Origin of the sequence: Virgibacillus sp. W0430, assembly GCF_051846935.1 — a bacterium.
GTDB lineage: Bacteria > Bacillota > Bacilli > Bacillales > Amphibacillaceae > JBPYCR01.
Genome location: NZ_JBPYCS010000026.1, coordinates 15,713 through 35,855 on the forward strand (window position 1 = coordinate 15,713; position 20,143 = coordinate 35,855).

Sequence of the window (20,143 nt, forward strand, 5' to 3'; positions counted from 1 at the left end):
AAAAACTTTGAATAATAATCGAGATTAGCTTTAGTACGTAGGCATCCTTATAAAGCAGAATCCCTTTTTTTACGTGCACCGTTTCGTGCGCAAAGCGTTCCTTGTTCTGGAAGGGAAGGCATGTGTACCCTTTAGTCGCGTTAGCTTTGAGAAGACGCACAAATCGTCTCCGGCAAAGAAGACACTGTGCATGCAACGTTTTATGTGTGTGCTGTCGGTGAAAGCGAAGTGTGTTTCAGGGTGGATTCCTATTCCGAATGAAGTTATTCGTTTTTTATTAGATGCACGTCGTTTGTCCCAGCCTCTTTCGTCTATTTTTTTGTACTAAAACGATAAAACGATACGTGTTTAAGGAGGCTTGTGAAATGAAACAATTTGATGTAGCAATTGTCGGTGGTGGTCCAGGTGGGTATGTAGCTGCGATTCGAGCTGCCGATGCTGGATTAAACGTTGCATTAATAGAAGGAAATGAATTAGGCGGTACGTGTCTAAACCGTGGTTGTATCCCATCAAAAACGCTTTTAAAAAATGCGGAAGTATTAAACCAAATTAATAACAGTGCCTCCTTGTCCATTCATGTTGAAAATGTATCGGTCGATTTTCCAGCAGTAATAAATCGAAAGAACAAGGTCATTCAACAATTGAAAAATGGCATTAAAGGGCTATTGCGTCAACATAAGATAACTGTTTACGATGGCTATGGCTATGTAAGCTCCGACTGCAAAGTAACCGTAAAAGGCGAAAAAGCAAATGAAGAATTGCAAGCAGATAAAATTATTGTAGCGACTGGCTCCGAAGTAGTAATGCCGCCGATTCCTGGTGCGGAGGAAGTAACGATACATACGAGTGATACGATTTTTGATGTTAAAGAGATACCGAATCGCCTCGTTATCGTCGGTGGCGGAGTAATTGGATTAGAAATCGCCTGTATTTTTAACAGCCTTGGGACCAAAGTGACGATAATTGAAATGGCAGAGCGAATTTTACAAGCGGAAGACAAAGATGCGAGTGCATTTTTAGAGCAACAGTTAAAAAATGATGGTATCGCCATTCATACAGGTGCGCAAGTGAAAGCCTTTAAAAAGACAGCCGATGAAAACCGCGTCACGTTTGTTCAAGGAGAAGAACAAGAAATCGCCTCCGACATCATCTTAATGAGTGTAGGAAGACAGCCAAATGTAAAAGGATTGGACGACCTAGCGCTTCAATTTGACGGCCCTTTTATTAAGGTGGATAAAAACTTACAAACATCCAATCGACGTGTTTATGCGATTGGCGATGTGATTGGCGGCTATCAATTAGCACACGCTGCAAGCAGCGAAGGATTACGTGCTGTAAATCATATCCTCGGTATTAAAAACAAAAACAATCAGATGATTCCGCGCTGTGTCTATACATTTCCGGAAATCGCGAGTGTTGGACTAACAGAATCAGAGGCACGAAAGTCCGGATATAAGGTGAAGGTGAAAAAAGTTGATTTAGCTGCCAATGGTAAAGCAATTTCCGCTTTAGAAAATCGTGGGTTTATGAAAATAATCGCAGACGAAACGTATAACGAAATCTTAGGTGTTGTAATGGTTGGATCCCATGTTACCGAAATAATTAGCCAAGCTACTGCATTTATGCATCTTGAAGGCACTGTTGATGAGCTGGAAAGTATGGTGTTTCCACATCCAACGATTTCCGAAGCTTTATTTGAGGCGGCCAGCGCTTATTTAGAAAAAGGAATCCATTATCGTTGATGGGGTTGGGAGCGTATGCCTCCTCATGATTAAAGGAATATTTTATTTGACGCGAAAAATACAGTATAATATTTGGTAAATGCATGAGAGAGGAATGTCCGGTATGAGGTTTGATGATCGTAGAGTAATGACTAAAATAGCCTCGCTATACTATTTCGATGGTTGGACACAGGCAAAGATTGCTAAAAAGTATGGTGTGTCTAGACCTGTCATCTCTAAAGCGCTTCAGCGAGCAAAGGATGAAGGAATAGTTGAAATTTACATCAAAGATGAAAGTGTGCATACAGTTAAGCTTGAACAAGAATTGGAGCAAAGGTACGGTTTAAAGGAAGTAATCGTAGTTTCCACAGAGAATTTATCTGAAGAAATGATAATGCGATCCCTCGGTAAAGCGATGGCTTCTTATGTAAATAGTATTGTAAAAAATGAAATGAAAATTGGTGTTTCTTGGGGGAAAACATTAGCATCGTTTGTTGAGGAATTCCCATTTGAACGGAAGGAATCTATACATGTGATCCCCCTAATAGGTGGTATGGGTAGGAACAAAGTGGAAGTACATGCGAATCAACTAGCAAATCGATTAGCCCATAAACTAGGCGGCACATGTACGTATTTATATGCTCCAGCAATTGTCGGTTCAAAGGATTTAAAGGATCGCTTAATAGATTCTGAGGATTTGGTAGAGGTTTTAGAAGAAGGCAGAAATGTGGACGTAGCATTCGTTGGTATAGGAAATCCATATATTGACTCAACTATGACGGATATCGGATATTTAGAGGAAGAGGATATAGCTGAAATTAAAGCTTCGGGTGTAGTAGGAGATATTAATTCACAATTTTTTGATTCAAGCGGTACAACTACCCACTTGTCGATAAATGACCGTGTAATCGGTGTAGGCTTAACAGATCTAAAAAATATTGAGGAAGTAATTTGTATTGGGCATGGAACTCATAAAGTTGAGAGTATCCACTTGGCCGCTTCTTTTAATTTTATCGACGTACTAATCACCGATGAGCGAACAGCTAAACAATTAACAAAACTTAAAGACTTTTAAGATGAATGTGCAGATGAGGTGCAGAAATGTCAATAGAAGCTGTTTTTTTTGATATAGATGGGACTCTGATAGATGAAAATAAGTTGACAGCTGATAAAACTGTATATGCAATTAATCAATTAAGGGAAAACGGGATTAAGGTTATCTTCGCAACAGGAAGATCTCCAAGACATATTGTAGATGTGCAAAAAATGTTTGGTATTCATTCGTTTGTATGCTTTAACGGATCAGTTGGTGTATGCGAAGGGAAAAGAATTTTCCAACATGCTTTAAATCATGGATCTTTGACGAGGTTAATTACAGACGCTACTACAAAGAACAATCCAATGGTGTTTTTAAATGAACGAGGAAGTTATGCAAGCTCAGAGGCTGATGAACAAATTAGTGCTTCTTTTAATCATTTAAAGGAGGATCACCCTGAATATCGCCCAAACGTTTGGGAAAGCGAAGAAATTATCCAAAGTTTTTTATATTGTTCACCTGAAGAGCAAAAGATGTATGAAGAAGAACATGAGGAGTTAAAGTTTACAAGATGGCATACGTATGCTGTTGACGTAAATAATCATAACATGAATAAATCGGTTGGTATAAAGTCGTATTTGGAATACCTAAATATTAATCCGAGGAATACGGCTGCGTTCGGTGATAACTTGAATGATTTAGAAATGTTAAGTTATGTAGGATACGGTATAGCAATGGGAAATGCAGTTGATGTTGCAAAGGAGAAAGCAGACTATGTAACAAAGCCGTTGCATGAGAATGGAATTTATTTTGGGCTGAAGCATATGGGATTAATTTAACCTTTTTTAAACAATGAGGCACTTGGGAGAGGTATATCCCAAGTGCTTTTTAGAATGAATTCATATTAAATTTGCTGATCCTGTAGACTCCGTAAGGTCCAAATTGTTGCTGGTTTTGTTTGTTCTACGGCATCATACGTAATGACTGCACCTTTAGCAATATCCTTTTGAACGACAACATTACGGTCAACTAAGCCAATAGGTAGCGCGTTCAATTGCTCAGCATCGTATTTTTTATAAATTTTTCCGTACACAGTATAGCCGCCAATCTCATCAAGGGATTCGCCTTTCTTAAGATCACGTTTAGCTACTGCGACCGTTTCTGCAACCATACCCTTCCAAGGAGCAATGGTGGGCTCGTTGTCAAAGTATGCTTTAGCAATAGACAGTGGTGTTTCTAAGCTCGCCAAATGGTATGGACGATATAAAATATAGTAAGGTCCCTCACCTAAATTTAAGTATTGTAGTTCCTCATTTACTTCACCACTTGAAGATGTAATGATTGCAAATACTCCAGGTGCAACACCGTTAACAAATTCAACAACCTTTTCTTCTGTAAGGATGCCACCATCTTTTTTTGGAATTAACAATTTTGGTAATTCTTGAACAGTACCACTTACGCCATGCATACCAGGTTTATCTGGAACAAATCCAGTGGCATTAGCAACAGCTGTCATTTCAACCATTGTCTTGGTTCCGTCTTGAAACGATGCGATCATTTTTGGATTTGCCTTTTTAGCTTCTGCGATCTCTTTTACGCTATCAGGAGTAGCGTCTAGGTTCAATGGATTGTTTTTACCTTTACCTAGAGCTACAACGTCGAAATTAATCGCATCTGCAAAGTCATAAAGCTCCATTATGGCGCCTGGCTCATCCCCAGCAGATCCCGTATAGACAACATCTGCACTTGTGGCCATATGGTGTAAGATGGGCCCAATTGTTACATCTGTCTCTACATTTAACATGACGATATGCTTTTTATTTAAAATCGCTTGCATGGCAACATTTGCACCTACCTCTGGTACCCCTGTCGCATCAACAATGACATCTATAGAGTCCATCTTTGTAACGATTGTGTAATCCTGTGTAGCAATTACCATGTCTTTGCAGGCAGAATGATTTGCTGCATCTAGTGATGAAACTGTCGCAATTGCTTCTTCATTGATGTCTGCAAATTTATACGCGTACTTTACGGATTCAATATTAATGTCAGCAATTGCTAAGACTTGCATGCCCTTCATTCCTTCAATTTGAGCAACCATTCCACGCCCCATTTGTCCTGCCCCAACTAAACCGACATTAATCTTTTTACCTTCCCTCTGAAAGGCTTCCAATTTTCTATTAATACCTAACATTTACGTCACCTCATTTAATAAAACAGAATATCCTTACCTATGTTCCTGTTGATTACATTTGTAAACAATTTTACTCTTATTATGTGAGTTGTCAAGAGTTAAAACAGTTTTTCAAAATATGAGTTTATTACTTTACCAAGTATTTAAACGAGCATTAAACGGATTTAATATATAAAACAGGATTGACATTAAAATTATAAATAGTTAAAATAGTTTCAAAGGTAACCTGCACGAACAAAAGTAACTAACCTGATTAGTATTTGGAGGTGTTAAAATGTGGGGGTATGTCATTATAGGTTTTGTTTTAATGTGGGTACTGCAAATAATACTATCTTCATATCAGTTGAAGCACTATAACAAAACGCTTAAGGAAATGAGCCAACGTAATAGTGGTTTTTTGGGAGTAGGGGTTGATAAACGTCGTTTTGGAGTTGGTTCGGTCGTTATTATTGTATGTAATAAAGAAGGTGTTGTAACAGAAAGTAGAATGCTAGAGGGTGTTACTGTCTTTCAACGCTTTAAGCAAAACAACGCAATAATAAATGAACATATTGATAAGTTAATAAAGGTGGAACACCAGCATTTTAGCAATGCTACTAAAATGGCTGTAGATAAAATATATTCTCAAATGGCTCTATAAAAGGGGGAAAAAGCATGGAATTTTTAGTTAAGTTGGCTGAGGGATTTATTGGCATGTTTCAAGAAGGTGGGAATACATTTGTAGGTCTAGTTACAGGGATCATTCCACTATTAATTGCTTTGATAACATTTGTAAACGCTTTAATACATTTAATAGGAGAGGAAAGGATTAACCGGCTTGCGGAGAAAAGTACAAAGAATATTATTTTAAGGTATAGTTTGTTTCCAGTATTATCTGTCTTCTTTCTGACGAACCCAATGGCATATACATTCGGTAAATTTTTGCCAGAAAAACAGAAACCGGCTTTTTATGATTCTGCCGTATCCTTTGTTCATCCGATTACTGGATTATTTCCTCATGCAAATCCGGCAGAGCTGTTTGTTTATATGGGGATAGCAGCTGGAATTACAGAATTAGGATTATCACTTGGACCTTTAGCTGTTCGTTATTTCTTAGTTGGCGTCCTTGTTATTTTAATACGTGGAATTGTAACAGAGAGAATTACAATTTATATGATGAATAAAAGAGAAAAGCAAATGGCTAACCAGCAATAGGGGGGAAATCAAATGTCTAATTTTAAAGCTGTTAAAGTATCAAAAGGTGCAAACGGATGGGGAGGCCCTTTAACAATTTCACCTACAGAGGAGAAGAAATATGTTGTTTCTGTTACTGGAGGGGGAATACATCCTGTGGCACAGAAAATTGCTGATATGACTGGTGCGGAAGCGGTTGATGGCTTTTCTACAAAAGTAGAAAGCGACGAGATGGCTTGTGTTATCATTGATTGTGGGGGCACAGCGAGGTGCGGTGTTTATCCAAAGATGAATGTCTTAACGATTAACCTTACACCCACACCACCTTCAGGGCCGCTAATGAAATACATTAAAGAAGATAATTTTGTTTCAGGAGTAAAAGACAATACGATTGAACTTACTGAAGAAACTATACCTAGTAGGGAAGAAAAGGAAATTTCATACCAGGAGATAAAAAAGGAAGCTAAAGAACAATATTCCAAAGTAGCGGAAGGTAAAAAGACGAATATACTAGAGCGCTTAGGTCGTGGAGTAGGTTCAGTTGTAAACGTTTTTTACCAGGCTGGACGTGAAACAATTGAACAAGTAATTAAAAACATTTTACCGTTTATGGCTTTTGTTAGTGTCTTGATCGGTATAATTAATTATACTGGGATTGGAGACTTTATAGCTAATATTGTTACTCCGTTAGCATCGAACATATGGGGGTTAGTAATTCTATCTGTTATTATATCTGTACCTATCTTATCCCCTCTGTTAGGACCTGGTGCAGTTATAGCTCAAGTAGTTGGGGTATTGGTAGGTGTCGAAATAGGAAAAGGGAACATTCCTCCGCAATTGGCTTTGCCTGCTCTCTTTGCAATCAACCCGCAAGTTGGGGCGGATTTTGTACCTGTAGGATTAACGTTAGGAGAAGCAAAAGCAGAGACAATAGAAGTTGGAGTTCCAGCTGTCCTTATATCCCGGCAATTTACAGGGCCTTTAGAGGTTGTTATTGCATACCTATTTAGCTTTGGGCTGTATTCATAATTTACATCATGAAAGGATAGAAAAAGATGATCTATGAATCAAAGGTAACAAAAATCGGGGAAGATGTAGATGCATTTTTAGAAGAAAAGATGGTTGTATTATTTAATGAAAATGTCCCAGACGAATTAACATCAATTGCTTTAGTTCACGAGGAAAGTAAGATGAAGGGAAATGTTGCTAAAGGAGATTATTTTATCCTAGGCGATACAAAATATGAAGTACTTTCGGTTGGAGATAAGGCGAACGAAACACTACATGAGCTAGGCCATTGTACAATTAAATTCTCAGTTCCGTCGAATGATGATTTGCCAGGGACGATTGTTGTAGAGCAGAAGGACATTCCAGATTTAGTTACTGGATTAGCGCTTAAATTTAAAAAGTCAGAATAATAACGTCGTTGGTGGAGGTCTATTCAAATGGTTGAAAAAACATTTAAAGTTATTACAAAAGAAGGAATTCATGCACGGCCAGCAACTGTTCTTGTTAAGAAGGCTAGTGAAATCAAATCAGAGGTAAGTCTTGTTTATAAAGAGAAAACGGTCAACATGAAATCAATTATGGGAGTTATGGCGCTAGGTATACCGCATACTGCTTCTTTCCAAATTGTTGTAGAAGGAAACGATGAAGAAGAGGGTCTCGAGATGCTTACAACCTTTTTAAAAGCTGAAGGTATTGCTGAATAATGAGTAAACAAGTTGCTGGTATTGCTGCATCTAAAGGGATAGCAATAGCGAGACCCTATTTGCTAAACACCCCTGATTTATCGTATGAAGAAAAGGAAATAACTGAAACAGACGTAGAGTTGGAAAGATTTGATCAAGCAATTGAAAAATCGAAAACTGATCTTGAATCTATTCAAAAAAAAGTAAAAAATACAGATGAAGCGAAAATATTTGATGCTCATCTGCTTCTTTTAGAAGACCCAGAGTTAATTTCCGCTATTACATTAAAGATAAGTGAAGAAAAACTAAGTGCCGAAGCAGCGGTAGACGAAGTAATGCAATCCTATATTAGCATGTTTGAATCTATGGATGATGAATACTTGAAAGAAAGAGCTGCGGATATTAAAGATATTACTCAAAGAATTATGTCGCATTTATTAAATAAATTATTACCGGACTTAAGCTTAATTAAAGAAGAAGTCATTATTGTTGCGAAGGATTTGACCCCTTCTGAGACTGCACAATTAGATGTTCGATATGTAAAAGGATTTATAACGGATATTGGCGGTAGAACGTCTCATTCTGCAATTATGGCGCGTACAATGGGCATTCCAGCAATTGTTGGTACGTCAAACGCGAGTGAAATTATTCGCCAAGATGACATGATAATTTTAGATGGATCGCGTGGAGAGGTTTTGCTTAACCCAGAAAGCTCTGTTTTAGAAGACTATCAAACGAAATTAAGAAATGAACTAAGTAGAAAAGAATTACTAAAACAGTATGTAAATGCTTCTACACAAACAAAGGATAATGTAAAGGTGAATTTATTTGCGAATATCGGTTCACCACTTGATTTAGAAGCGGTAGTGAATAATGGAGCAGAGGGCATTGGTTTATATCGAACCGAGTTTTTATACATGGAAAGCAAGCAAGCTCCAACAGAAGATGAACAATATGAAGCGTATAAAAAAGTTTTAGAAACAATGGGAGATCGCCCTGTAACTGTACGTACGCTTGATATTGGGGGAGATAAGGAATTACCGTATTTAACACTTCCTGATGAAATGAATCCGTTTTTAGGCTTGCGAGCCGTTCGTTATACTTTAAAGGAAACGGCATTATTTCGCATTCAATTAAGAGCATTACTGCGTGCTAGTATATATGGAAACTTAAAAATAATGTTCCCTATGATTTCGACGTTTGAAGAATTTTATGCTGCTAAGCAATTGCTGTTAGAGGAGAAAACAAACTTACGAAATGAAGGAATACAAGTTAGTGATGCGATCGAGATTGGTATAATGGTAGAAACGCCTTCGGTTATTATGATGGCAGATCAGTTTGCAAAAGAAGTTGATTTTTTCAGTATTGGAACAAATGATTTAGTCCAATATACATTTGCGTGCGATCGGATGAACGAAAATGTTTCTTATTTATATCAAGCGCATCATCCAGCAATCTTTAAAATGATTGAACAAGTAATTGAAGCGGCCCATCGCGAAGGGAAGCAAGTAAGTGTTTGTGGTGAATTAGCAAGCGATGCTACTGCTCAAATGGTACTCGTCGGTATGGGTATAGATTCGTTATCGGTAAGTGCTTCTTCAATCTTAGAATCGCGTGCTTTTATTAATGAACGGTCTAAAGCAGACTTAGAGAAGATTGCAGTAATGGTGAAAGCATGCAGGGAAGAAAAGGAAGTTGTTGAACAATTAAATAAGTATATTGATTAATGGAAATGAAAAGCCTGTGTAATAAAGTTCATGTGTAGGGACCGCCCCCCAAAAGTTAGAGTAGAAAATCTAATTTTCGGGGGTGTTTTTATGGCTAAATATAGTGAAGAATTTAAAATAACGTTCAGCTGCGGTTGTAAATCGAATTTTATACATCGGGTTTAATCGTCTTGAAAGATGTCGTCAAATGAAGCGGAGGTTTTTTCTCCAGCGGCTATCGAATCAGCCTCTTGCAACAATGACGAAACGGCCTTCTTCATTCCTTTGCTTTTTGTTTTAAATTGTTCTATTCGGAGCCAAACAATCCTTGTGATATCAAATCCTTTAAAATTTCAACGGAGAATTCCATATCATTTCTCTGTAGTGATCGAATAATAATAGCACCGTCTTCTAAAATACATTCCACTTCATTACATAAATCAAGTGAATTATAGAAGGCTAAAGGCAATGTAATCTGGCGTTTTTTTGAAACGGTAATAATTTTACGTACCATTTTAGCACGCACAATGAAATTGTGGACATAATGGCCAAACTTAGTAGTATATGCAGCTATTACTCAAATAAACCTTAAAATATTATCTGTTTTTCATTCGTATGTGGTAGATTTTTTACGGTACATTTCATCGCCTGTAACTACGGTCCTCCTAATAATGGAAAAATATGAATATGTGTTTATATGTACGAAGGAGATCATTTCATAGTACGATAAAAGAAGTGGTTATTTTAACTGATTGCTATTGGGGAGAAGAGGTATTTATCCTTCGTGGCTCTCAAACTTCTGAAAGGGTGAACGACGTTGAGTAATTTTGTTTTATCAGACGATCTTCAGGAAGAACTGGACAAGCTTATGCAAGAAGGCTATACCGAATCAATGAAAAATCATTCTACGAATGCGTCAGATAAATGGTTGAAACTATGGGAAAGAATAAAAGAGATCATGGCACATTATGAAATTCCATATATCGAAATGATGGATAAAGCTTTTCATGGACTGCAAAGTATATACAATTGGTCAAATGATTTTGAAATGGAACTGCATAATGCTTCAGCTACGAGAAAAAGTTATTTGCAGACGCGAATTGATTTCTGTCGAGATTATATAGCTATGTCTGAAAGCAAAGATGAGTATAATAATCTTCTAAAAAGACGCATGATAGCAGAGTCTTATACGATGTTAGGAAACTTTAAAGAAGGAGAAAGGCTGTATAAAGATTTTGTTCATCAATACCCCGAGGATGGTTGGGGTTGGATCAATTGGTCTGATCAATACGATTTATTTGCTCATGATGAATACCAGGACTATAAAAAAGCTGTACATATTCTTGAAACGGGGTTGGATATATCGGATTTGAAAGATAGGGAGGATGTTCTTGATCGATTGGAAGAATTATATACTAAGCTGGACATGAGTGAAAAAGCCGACGCTGCTAGACGTGAGATCGAAATGATAAAAAGGGATAAAGAAAGAAAGAGTTATAAATCGATTCAGGAACTGAAGAAAATTATGAAAGAGCTCCCTAAAGACACATCTGTCAAGCGTCAAAAAATCGGACGTAATGATACATGCCCATGCGGCAGCGGTAAGAAATATAAAAAATGTTGTGGAAAGTAAGCAGGGTGTGTGACGTTAAATATGTAGAATGAGTAGTTCAATATAATACGAAAAAAACCACATATATATAATGAATATTTTTACATTTGCAGCTGCATGTTCCTAAGAAATCTATATAATTTTCAATAGCCAAAGGAGGCTTTATTATGTTATTTCACTGCACTAAAAAATTACTTGATCACTTAAAGTTAAAGTCCGAACCATTGGCAGAGAAAAACGAAGGAAATGCACTTTTTTCCTGGCATGCCAATGTAATTCGGCTTAATCGGAGACAATCGGTTGTATTAATGAATGACAAAAATCAATATGTGATTGTGTTGTACGGTATGCGGGCAAAAGATTTTTCCAGAATTCATGCAATCATTGAACAAGCAATTCGGGCCGTCTGGAGTGAAGAAGGTTTAAAGGAAAGTGTGATTGATAAATATCTTGCCCAAGCTGGAGAAGTGCAATTTACAAAGACGAAAAATCGAAGTTTAGTTGCCAGATTGAATAAAGCTTGTGAAGGAGCAGTTTTTTCTGAACGTGAAATAGATGAAGAAGCGATGATTCAACCAAAGACGAGTATGCATGCGAGCCGCATGTTGGTTGGTAGGGGAAAAGAAGGATATATCCATCCAAATGAGGCATTGTATGAAGATTTAAAGGAGCTGACTGGCCAGGATGAAATTTTTAGTGTGAGGGCAGTAGAAATGCATGTACAGCTGATGCTAGAAACGAAAGAAATTTGGCGCCGATTAATTGTGCCATTGAACCGTACTTTTCCGCAATTGCATCACATACTGCAGACAGCTTTTGGCTGGGAGGATTATCATCTGCATGAATTTTACATATTTGATGAGCAAGAAACAGGCGAGGATATGTCTATTAATCATCCTGCTTTTATGGAGGAGGGCGCGAAGGTAGTTGTCAATCTCGTTGATAATGAAGAAGCATTTGCTTATTCGGACGAAATTCCGATGAAGCTGGAGAAAGGAATCAAGCTGGCTGAATATCTCCCTGCAGCTAAACTTCTGATGTACATTTACGACTTAGGTGATGACTGGCGCCATCGGATTGACGTGACGAGGGTGATCGGAAATTATCCTGCAAATCATCCAGTCTGCCTTGATGGAAAAGGGGATACACCACCCGAGGACGTCGGCGGTGAAGGCGGATATTTGGAATTCCTTGAAATAATGAACGACCCGGAACATCCCGATCATGAGCAAATGAAGCAATGGGCAAGTAGCCAGTTGTTTTTTGGATTTGAACTGGGTCGCATCAATGTGATGTTGAAAAGTAAATAATGTGGGAGAGCCGCTAAATAAAACCAATTTTTAATCGTTGGGTACTGTAGGAAGCCTTGTTTATGGACGGGCTTCCTTTTTTGGGTGCGCCCAGCATGGGTGTAGTTTAATAGGGTGTAAGTCTTGAACTGCGACGGCAGAAGCAGCTGCTAGTCTAACGCAAGGGTGTCCATGGTGACGTGGAATCTGAATATAAATGTCAAGGTAAGTATGTACACTTTCGTTCAGAGTTGAAAATAATCTTGCTGATTAAAATCGATTACTGGACTCAGACTTCTACATAAAATAATTGAGAACATGGTGGTGTAGTGATAAAAATGATCTATCATTTCTTCCTCTATTGGTATTTTAACCCCCTTCTTTATTGCCAGTTCAACTAATTCTGTGATTTTCTAACGAGAATGTTGTTTAACCTTAGCGACATTCCGCTCCGAGACACTTTCTGCATGCATAGGGTTTCAAATTGTATATAACATAATTATTTAATCAGTCTTAAAATTAAAAAAGAAACAATATATTGACAAGTTAGAAAAGATAATATAATATATTATTTATAAAATATATTATGTAGAATTTTCAGATAAATAGAAAAAGAGGAATTATAATGACAATTAATTATAGGAGTCTTATTCTAAACAAAAAAAGCTTAAGTTATGAACTAGCTCAATACATAAAATCACAGATTGTAGAAGGCTATATCCCACCAGGTAGTCAGGTGAATGTACAAGAAATTGTTAAACATCTTGAAATAAGCCAAACTCCAGTGAGAGAAGCTATTCAGCATTTGGTTGGAGAAAATATAATTATCAACGTAAGAAATAAAGGATACTTCGTAAAGAAATATAATGAAAATGATATTTTTGAAATTTATTCGCTTCGGGCTATGTTGGAAGCATTCGCTATTAGGCTAGCAACACATAGAGCATCAAATGAGGAAGTAGGTGAAATCGAAAATATATTTCAACAGATGATAGTAAAAATGGAAGATGACTCAGTTGTTTCTATAACAAATGATTCAATTAAAATACATGATTCAATTTTTAAAATGTCTAAACATGAAAGGTTAATTAACGTAAATGAAACTATTTCATTTCAAGTAGCCATTGTAAACAGTATTTTAGGTACGAAATATACGAAGAAAAAAGAAGTAGAGGAGCATAGAGAATTAATCGAATCAATAAAAGAGAGAGATCCTGATAATGCAGAAAAGGTGATGAGAAATCATATTTTTCGCTCATACAAAAACTTTCTCGATACAGATGAAAATAATTATTTTACAAAAAGTACAATAGATCATTTTCCAATTTAAACAACAGGAGGGCATAGTGTTGGAATCATATAGTAATAAGTTTATAGGACTTGAACACACCAATTATTTTTATACAGGTGCCGAAAGTCCCGCGCTAAAGGAAAACATAGAAATTCTAAAAAAATATTTGTTAGATAAAAGTGAAGGGGAGTTAGGTAGGGCAAAGGCTAATAAAGTTGAGAATCAATTGAAAACTAATATTGCTGCCATGATACAGGCAAAAGAAAACGAGATTTCCTTTTCAGGTAACGCTTCTGAATCTATAAATAATATAGTAGAAGCAATGGACATTGAACCAGGGAGCAATATTATTATAAACGATCTAGAATACCCTTCTGTTGTCTTACCTTTACTATCTTTACAAAAAAGAAAACGGATTGAAGTGATATTACTTAAATCTGTTGAAGGACAAATTAGAGTCGATGAAATTGAAAGTAAGATAAATGATAAAACCTGCTTAGTGGCTATAAGTCATGTGAGTTATGTAAACGGATACAAGCATGATTTAAAACAATTAAAAAAAATTACGGATAACAAAAACGTACCTCTATTAGTTGATGCAACTCAATCATTGGGTGTAGTTGAAGTGAATAGTAACTACTTCGATATGATGGTATCAAGTTCTTATAAATGGTTGTTGGGAACACATGGGATAGGTGTTACATATGTATCAGAGGATTATTTACCAAAATTAAATCCTAAGAGAGTAGGATGGAGATCTGTTCAATCTATATTTCATGATAAAAGATTTGAAGATTTTGATTTTAATACAGATGCTACAAAGTTTGAATTAGGATTTAATAACTATCCAGGGATTTATGCACTTGAAAATTCAACTCGTCTTTTATTGGAGGTTGGTATTAAAAATATAGAAAAAAAAGTAATTGAACTAGGAGGAGAATTAATAAAACAACTTAAGGAGCAAGGATGGAAACTATTAACCCCAGAAAGCAGAGAGAAAAGAGCTGGTAATATAGCAGTTGCTTGTAAGAATGGAGAAGAAGTAATGAATGAACTTGAAAGGAAAAATATAAAAATATGGGGGGGAGATGGTAGATTAAGGTTTTCCGTGAACTTTTATAATAACGAAAAGGAAATTGAAACTTTGCTAAAAGAATTAAACAATATAAAGAAAGGTGAAAAAATATCGTGAATTGTAAAGTAGAGAGAAAGCTACAGGAATTAAAAATTGAACTACCTGGGGAGAGGAAGGCACTCGCTTCTTATGTACCAGCTGTTAAAAGTGGAAACTTGCTATTTTTGTCAGGACAAGATTGCAGTGTAAATGGAGAATTTATTTATAAGGGTAAAGTCGGTCAAGAATATACATTAGAAGAAGGTCAAGAGGCAGCGAAACAATGTATTATTAATGCTTTAGCTGTAATAAAAAAGGAAGCAGGAGGTTTTCAAAATGTAAAACGTATAGTGAAAATGCTCGCATTTGTGAACAGTGCTCCTGATTTTAATGAACAGCCATACGTGATTAATGGTGCGTCGGATTTTCTTGAAGAAGTATTTGGAGATGCAGGTAAGCATGCAAGATCTGCAATCGGAACGAGCAATTTACCATTTGACATCCCTGTTGAGATTGAACTTATAGTCGAATTAAGAAAGTAGGTGTTTTAACTTTTAGGAGGTGTTGGAATGAGAGTTGACGCACATCAGCATTTTTGGAAACTAAGTAGAGGAGATTATTCATGGCTTACCCCTACGCCAAATTTCGAAAAAATATATCGTGATTTTTTACCTGAACAACTGGTTCCACTTTTACAGGAACATAATATTGATAAGACAATCCTTGTACAAGCTGCAGCAACCGTAGAAGAAACAGAATATATGTTGCAACTATACGAAGAACATGATTTTATTGCGGGTGTTGTCGGTTGGCTAGACCTGGAAGCTGATAGTTTTCCAGAATTATTTAAGGAATATCAAAGTAGAGAAGGATTTATAGGAATTCGGCCTATGCTTCAAGATATTGAAGATGAACGGTGGATATTGCGTGATGATGTATTAAAAAACGTGGAATTATTAGTAGAGGATGATTTTCCTTTAGATATTTTAATAAATCCAAAACATCTTGATTCTATAATTGAATTGTTCAAAATCTTCCCTCAATTGAGAGGCGTTGTTGATCATTTAGCAAAACCTTATATAAAAGATAGAATTATTAGTCCATGGGATGAAAAAATAGCTGAAATTGCTTCTAACAAAAATGTATGGTGTAAATTGTCAGGGCTAATAACAGAAGATGACCATTATGACTGGAAAGTAGAGAATTTTAAGCCGTATGTGAATCATTGTATTGAAGTGTTTGGCAAAGAGAAGATTATGTTTGGAAGTGATTGGCCAGTATGTCTTCTTGCTGGATCCTATAATGATGTGTATAAATCTTTGTTAGAAAACATTTCGTTCACAAAAGATGAATTAGATGATTTATTTGGAAACAATGCATTGAAATTTTATAAATTATCCAAATGAGACAATTTTAAGGAGTGAACGGTTTGTGAAGAATTTGAAGAATAAAGTGGCTTTAGTAACTGGCGGTGCACAAGGAATTGGGGAAGCAGTAGTATTAAGATTGGCCAGTGAAGGTGCACATTGTGCTATAAATTATCGCTCAGATAATGGAAAGGCAGAAGCGGTAAAAGAAAAGGTAGAAGCGTTAGGCGTTAAAGCTTGTATTGTAAAAGCGGATATATCGAGTAAAGAGCAAATTGACCAGATGTTTGATGAAGTAGAAGAGCAACTGGGTACGGTAGATATTCTTGTAAACAATGCAGGTGTTGCTCCTTTTTATCCATTCTTAGATGTCACAGAGGATATTTGGGATAAAACTTATGATACGAATGTGAGAGGAACATTTTTTGTTTCACAAAGAGCTGCGAGGAAAATGATTGGGCAGAGATATGGAAAAATAATTAATATTGCCTCCACGGCAAGTGTTGTTGTAACAAGTCCTGTAATCCCTCACTACATATCATCAAAGGGAGCTATACATCAATTAACAAAAGCATTGGCAATTGAACTAGGACAGTATAATGTCAATGTAAATGCAGTTGGTCCGAGCACTGTTGATACTCCTTTTGTAGGAGAGTACTTAAAGGATGAAAACATTTATAAGCAAGAAGTTGAGGCTAATCCGATGAAAAGACTAGGTACAGCAAAGCAAATTGGAGATGCGGTTGCATTTTTGGCTTCAAGCGACGCCGAGCAAATTAATGGGCATTTATTAATGGTGGATGGCGGCTTAAGTGTGAAAGCTGCTCAGCCCCAAGATCACATGAATAGATAATTAATATAAATGGGGAGGAATACAAATGAAAAAGCGCTTTTTGCAAATAATTTTTATGGTTTTAGTTTCTATGTTTATAGTTGCATGTAGCAACGGAGAAGGTGAGGAAACAAACAGTTCTACGGATAATGAGGAAACTGCAGATGCAACAGAAGAAAGTGATGAGTTATTAATTGGTGGAGCAATAATGAATTATGGATGGCCGTGGTTCCTAGGCACGATTGAAGGTATGGAAACCTATGCTGAAACATATGACAAGAAAACTGTCACGTTTGACTTTCAAGATAGTCAAAATGACATCAATACACAAATTAACCAACTAGAAAATATGGCGCAAAAAGGAATTGACGGGCTGGTTATCTTTCCGACCGATACAAAAGCGATTATTCCGACTATGGTAAAGCTCCACGAGCAAGGAATTAAAATTGTTGTAGGTGACTATCCTCAAACTCCAGACAGTGAAGAAGATGTTGTATGGGAAACTTTTGTAGGCCACGATTTTAGAGCGATGGGTGAAGTCGCTGGAAAAATCGCTGTAGAAGAATTAGATAAAAAGGGTGTAAAATCGCCAACTCTAGTATATATTTCACTCCCATCTTCAGGAGAAGCTTCTAATGACAGATATGAAGGTTTTAAAGAAGTTGTATTAGAGAATTATCCAAATGCAGAAATCATTGATGAAGGTGATTCTGAAGGGAACAGAAACTCTGCCCAAACATTATTTGAAAACGTGTTACAACGAACGAAAGATGTAGATATTGTATCAGGACATAATGATGAGTTGGTTCTAGGTGCATACAATGCTGCAGTTAGTGCGAACAAAGATGGTGAGATTAAATTCATCGGAATGGCTGGGGACAAAGAGGTGCTCGGTTACATCCAAGAAGGAAATGAGTCATGGATTGGTGAAGTTCTTCAAGACCCGGTTGTTTTAGGAGAAACAGCATTACAGGCATTGCTTGAGTCAATGGATGGGAAAGAATTAGACGATAGATACCCACTACCTGAACCAGAAGCAATTACACCGGATAATATAGATGAATTTAATTGGCAAGAATGGGAATGGCTTGGGAATTAAGAATTATATAGTTTATGGAGGATGATAACATGATGTACGGTCTAATACCGGAACCTAAAGTATATAATCGTGACGAGAGTCAAACAAAATTGTTCCAAGGATTTAATTTTAAAATCCAATCCAGTGATACGAAAGATGAAGTCTCTGAAATTATTAATATGAAAATGTGGAACTATACTAAAATTGCCATTTGTTTTGATGAGCAAAAAGAACATAACATAGATATAGTTTTAGTAAATAATATTCAAGGTATCGATTCCACTGTTGATAAAGAACTTTTTCGGAAGCAAGGATACGAACTAACTATACAAGATAATAAAGTACACATTGCCTATCTAGAACGTGATGGGTTTGTAAACGCACTATCTACGTTAAAACAATTATTGAAGCCTAAGGACGGAAAGTATTATTTTGAGAATTGCTCCATTGTGGATTGGCCAAGCATTGAAAGGCGTTCTGTATCAAATACATTTGCTTGGTATGCGGGATATGGCAGAATTGGATTCGATATGCAACTATGGGGTTATGATGAATGGGTCGAATATTTAAATATTTGTTCAGATTACAAAATTAACCAATTCAATATGTGTATGTATGGGTATTGGCCGTTTGAATTTCCAGAGCATCCTGAAACTGAATTAAGAGATTATAAGATGAAGATATGGAATGATGAAAGTGAAAATTGGGTGGAAATGGAATACCTCCACCCGAACCTTTCTAATGAATTTTTGCCAAAATTAATTGAATATGGGCATAAGCTAGGCGTAGACTTTTTTGCTTACATTGGATTAAACAGTTACAATGGCGGCTATCCGAGTATTAATAAAGATAAGCGTATGAAATTACCAGAAGGCGGAAAGTTCGTTAACGATTTCGACTCACTTTGTTTAAGTGATGAAAGTAACGTTGAATATATCGGAAAAGCAATCCAACAAGTAGTTCGTCAAGGATTTGATGGCATAGATTTTGAGGAAAGTGAGGAATCATACTGGTTCTGTACGTGTGACGCATGTTCAGAACGGTTTTTGGCAGACCGAACACCTGCTGAAGCAAAACACCATGCAAATTATTGGTTACTAAATTTCTTGTATAAAAAAATAAAAGAAGTTAACCCGAATTGTATTATAGGATTAAGGGCATGGAGAGAGCCACCTTTAGAAAAAGATCCAGAATATTTGGAGTATGTGAAAAGCCAAATACCTAACGATGTTGTTCTTTTCTGGGCACCAGGACTGTATGTTTCTGATGATGAATTTCCAAAATGGGTTAGAGCATTTGGGAAAGATAGAATTTACGCTCGAGATTCAGAAGCAAATTCTGTATCTTCTACAATGGGAAGATTATATCGAATTTTTCAAAGCAATGTGCTACGTGCAGAAGAAGAAACGAATCACCAGTATATTGAAAACGATATCAAGCAGCATATTGGCTCGGTAGAAGAGAAAGTAAAAGGAATTAATGGATATATGTTTGAGTGGTACGGTTATTTCTTACATCTACAGGTCCATTCCTATTATGGTTGGGGATCTTATAGGGATCCGGACGAATTTTATGATTATGCCATTCATTCCACATTTGGCCCTGAATTAAAAGGTGACATATTATACGTACTTCAAAATATGCTGACAATTCACGAGAGCCAAATGAAAATATTCCCAACGGAATTTCCGTTTCTACGTAATAAAGTAGAGAAAAGGGATATACCTACTATACAACACGCAATCGATGATTGGCAGAATATAATGGATAAAATCCAAAACATATTAAAAGTAGTTAGCGATGATCCAAAGCTCGAAATTTATCGAAAACATTTTGAGAAAATTGAGAATGCACATAAGAGAAATCGAATTATTTATGATTTAAGTCTTGCATCGATTAATTATGATAATGCTGAAACAGAAGAAGCTAAGCGTAAATATTTAACGGAGATGGCTTATCATAACGAACGTAACTTTGACTTAGTAAAAGAAATGTTTTTTGATGTCAACCCAGTATCTGAAACTGGAACAAAAGCATGT

Annotated in this window: 19 protein-coding genes; 18 read left to right on the top strand and 1 reads right to left on the bottom strand. The window is 36.5% G+C overall.

Annotated features, from left to right (window positions below):
- Positions 1-365: 365 nt before the first annotated feature.
- The 3 genes from lpdA (at position 366) to ACLIBH_RS11770 (ending at position 3,596) form a co-directional block, all read left to right on the top strand.
- Positions 366-1,742: a dihydrolipoyl dehydrogenase gene (gene lpdA, locus ACLIBH_RS11760; protein ID WP_439316899.1), complete on the top strand. Its 1,377-nt coding sequence runs from the start codon at positions 366-368 to the stop codon at positions 1,740-1,742.
- A gap of 103 nt (positions 1,743-1,845) precedes the next feature.
- On the top strand, positions 1,846-2,796 hold the full coding sequence (locus ACLIBH_RS11765) for a sugar-binding transcriptional regulator (RefSeq protein WP_439316900.1): 951 nt from the start codon (positions 1,846-1,848) through the stop codon (positions 2,794-2,796).
- Positions 2,797-2,822: 26 nt separating this feature from the next.
- Complete coding sequence (locus ACLIBH_RS11770) at positions 2,823-3,596, top strand: Cof-type HAD-IIB family hydrolase (RefSeq protein WP_439316901.1); 774 nt, start codon at positions 2,823-2,825, stop codon at positions 3,594-3,596.
- 65 nt (positions 3,597-3,661) lie between these two features.
- On the opposite strand, the gene ACLIBH_RS11775 is transcribed toward ACLIBH_RS11770, so the two are convergent.
- Positions 3,662-4,951, bottom strand: coding sequence for an NAD(P)H-dependent oxidoreductase (locus ACLIBH_RS11775; protein ID WP_439316902.1), 1,290 nt, complete (start codon positions 4,949-4,951; stop codon positions 3,662-3,664).
- A 274-nt stretch (positions 4,952-5,225) separates the two neighbouring features.
- On the opposite strand from ACLIBH_RS11775, the gene ACLIBH_RS11780 reads away from it, so the two are divergent.
- The 15 genes from ACLIBH_RS11780 to ACLIBH_RS11850 form a co-directional block, all read left to right on the top strand.
- On the top strand, positions 5,226-5,591 hold the full coding sequence (locus ACLIBH_RS11780) for a transcriptional regulator GutM (RefSeq protein WP_439316903.1): 366 nt from the start codon (positions 5,226-5,228) through the stop codon (positions 5,589-5,591).
- 14 nt (positions 5,592-5,605) lie between these two features.
- On the top strand, positions 5,606-6,145 hold the full coding sequence (gene srlA, locus ACLIBH_RS11785; RefSeq protein ID WP_439316904.1) for a PTS glucitol/sorbitol transporter subunit IIC: 540 nt from the start codon (positions 5,606-5,608) through the stop codon (positions 6,143-6,145).
- A 12-nt stretch (positions 6,146-6,157) separates the two neighbouring features.
- Entirely contained in the window at positions 6,158-7,153 is a 996-nt protein-coding gene (srlE, locus tag ACLIBH_RS11790; protein ID WP_439316905.1) for a PTS glucitol/sorbitol transporter subunit IIB, read from the top strand.
- 26 nt (positions 7,154-7,179) lie between these two features.
- Positions 7,180-7,542, top strand: a complete 363-nt coding sequence (locus ACLIBH_RS11795) for a PTS glucitol/sorbitol transporter subunit IIA (RefSeq protein ID WP_439316906.1) — start codon at positions 7,180-7,182, stop codon at positions 7,540-7,542.
- Positions 7,543-7,569: 27 nt separating this feature from the next.
- Positions 7,570-7,836: a phosphocarrier protein HPr gene (locus ACLIBH_RS11800; RefSeq protein WP_439316907.1), complete on the top strand. Its 267-nt coding sequence runs from the start codon at positions 7,570-7,572 to the stop codon at positions 7,834-7,836.
- Positions 7,836-9,542 carry a phosphoenolpyruvate--protein phosphotransferase gene (ptsP, locus tag ACLIBH_RS11805; RefSeq protein WP_439316908.1) on the top strand — a complete coding sequence of 569 codons (1,707 nt, stop codon included), beginning with the start codon at positions 7,836-7,838 and terminating at the stop codon, positions 9,540-9,542. The genes ACLIBH_RS11800 and ptsP overlap by 1 nt, the downstream gene beginning before the upstream one ends.
- 796 nt (positions 9,543-10,338) lie before the next feature.
- Positions 10,339-11,154: an SEC-C metal-binding domain-containing protein gene (locus ACLIBH_RS11810; RefSeq protein ID WP_439316909.1), complete on the top strand. Its 816-nt coding sequence runs from the start codon at positions 10,339-10,341 to the stop codon at positions 11,152-11,154.
- A gap of 146 nt (positions 11,155-11,300) precedes the next feature.
- Positions 11,301-12,443 carry a plasmid pRiA4b ORF-3 family protein gene (locus ACLIBH_RS11815; protein ID WP_439316910.1) on the top strand — a complete coding sequence of 381 codons (1,143 nt, stop codon included), beginning with the start codon at positions 11,301-11,303 and terminating at the stop codon, positions 12,441-12,443.
- Between the two features lie 604 nt (positions 12,444-13,047).
- Entirely contained in the window at positions 13,048-13,752 is a 705-nt protein-coding gene (locus ACLIBH_RS11820) for a GntR family transcriptional regulator (RefSeq protein ID WP_439316911.1), read from the top strand.
- 19 nt (positions 13,753-13,771) lie between these two features.
- On the top strand, positions 13,772-14,905 hold the full coding sequence (locus ACLIBH_RS11825; RefSeq protein ID WP_439316912.1) for an aminotransferase class V-fold PLP-dependent enzyme: 1,134 nt from the start codon (positions 13,772-13,774) through the stop codon (positions 14,903-14,905).
- Entirely contained in the window at positions 14,902-15,369 is a 468-nt protein-coding gene (locus ACLIBH_RS11830) for a RidA family protein (RefSeq protein WP_439316913.1), read from the top strand. The genes ACLIBH_RS11825 and ACLIBH_RS11830 overlap by 4 nt, the downstream gene beginning before the upstream one ends.
- 27 nt (positions 15,370-15,396) lie before the next feature.
- Positions 15,397-16,233, top strand: a complete 837-nt coding sequence (locus ACLIBH_RS11835) for an amidohydrolase family protein (protein WP_439316914.1) — start codon at positions 15,397-15,399, stop codon at positions 16,231-16,233.
- A gap of 25 nt (positions 16,234-16,258) precedes the next feature.
- Entirely contained in the window at positions 16,259-17,047 is a 789-nt protein-coding gene (locus ACLIBH_RS11840) for an SDR family NAD(P)-dependent oxidoreductase (RefSeq protein WP_439316915.1), read from the top strand.
- Positions 17,048-17,072: 25 nt separating this feature from the next.
- Complete coding sequence (locus tag ACLIBH_RS11845) at positions 17,073-18,125, top strand: sugar ABC transporter substrate-binding protein (RefSeq protein ID WP_439316916.1); 1,053 nt, start codon at positions 17,073-17,075, stop codon at positions 18,123-18,125.
- Positions 18,126-18,154: 29 nt separating this feature from the next.
- The coding region (locus tag ACLIBH_RS11850; protein WP_439316917.1) for a glycoside hydrolase family 20 zincin-like fold domain-containing protein at positions 18,155-20,143 on the top strand (1,989 nt) is incomplete at its 3' end.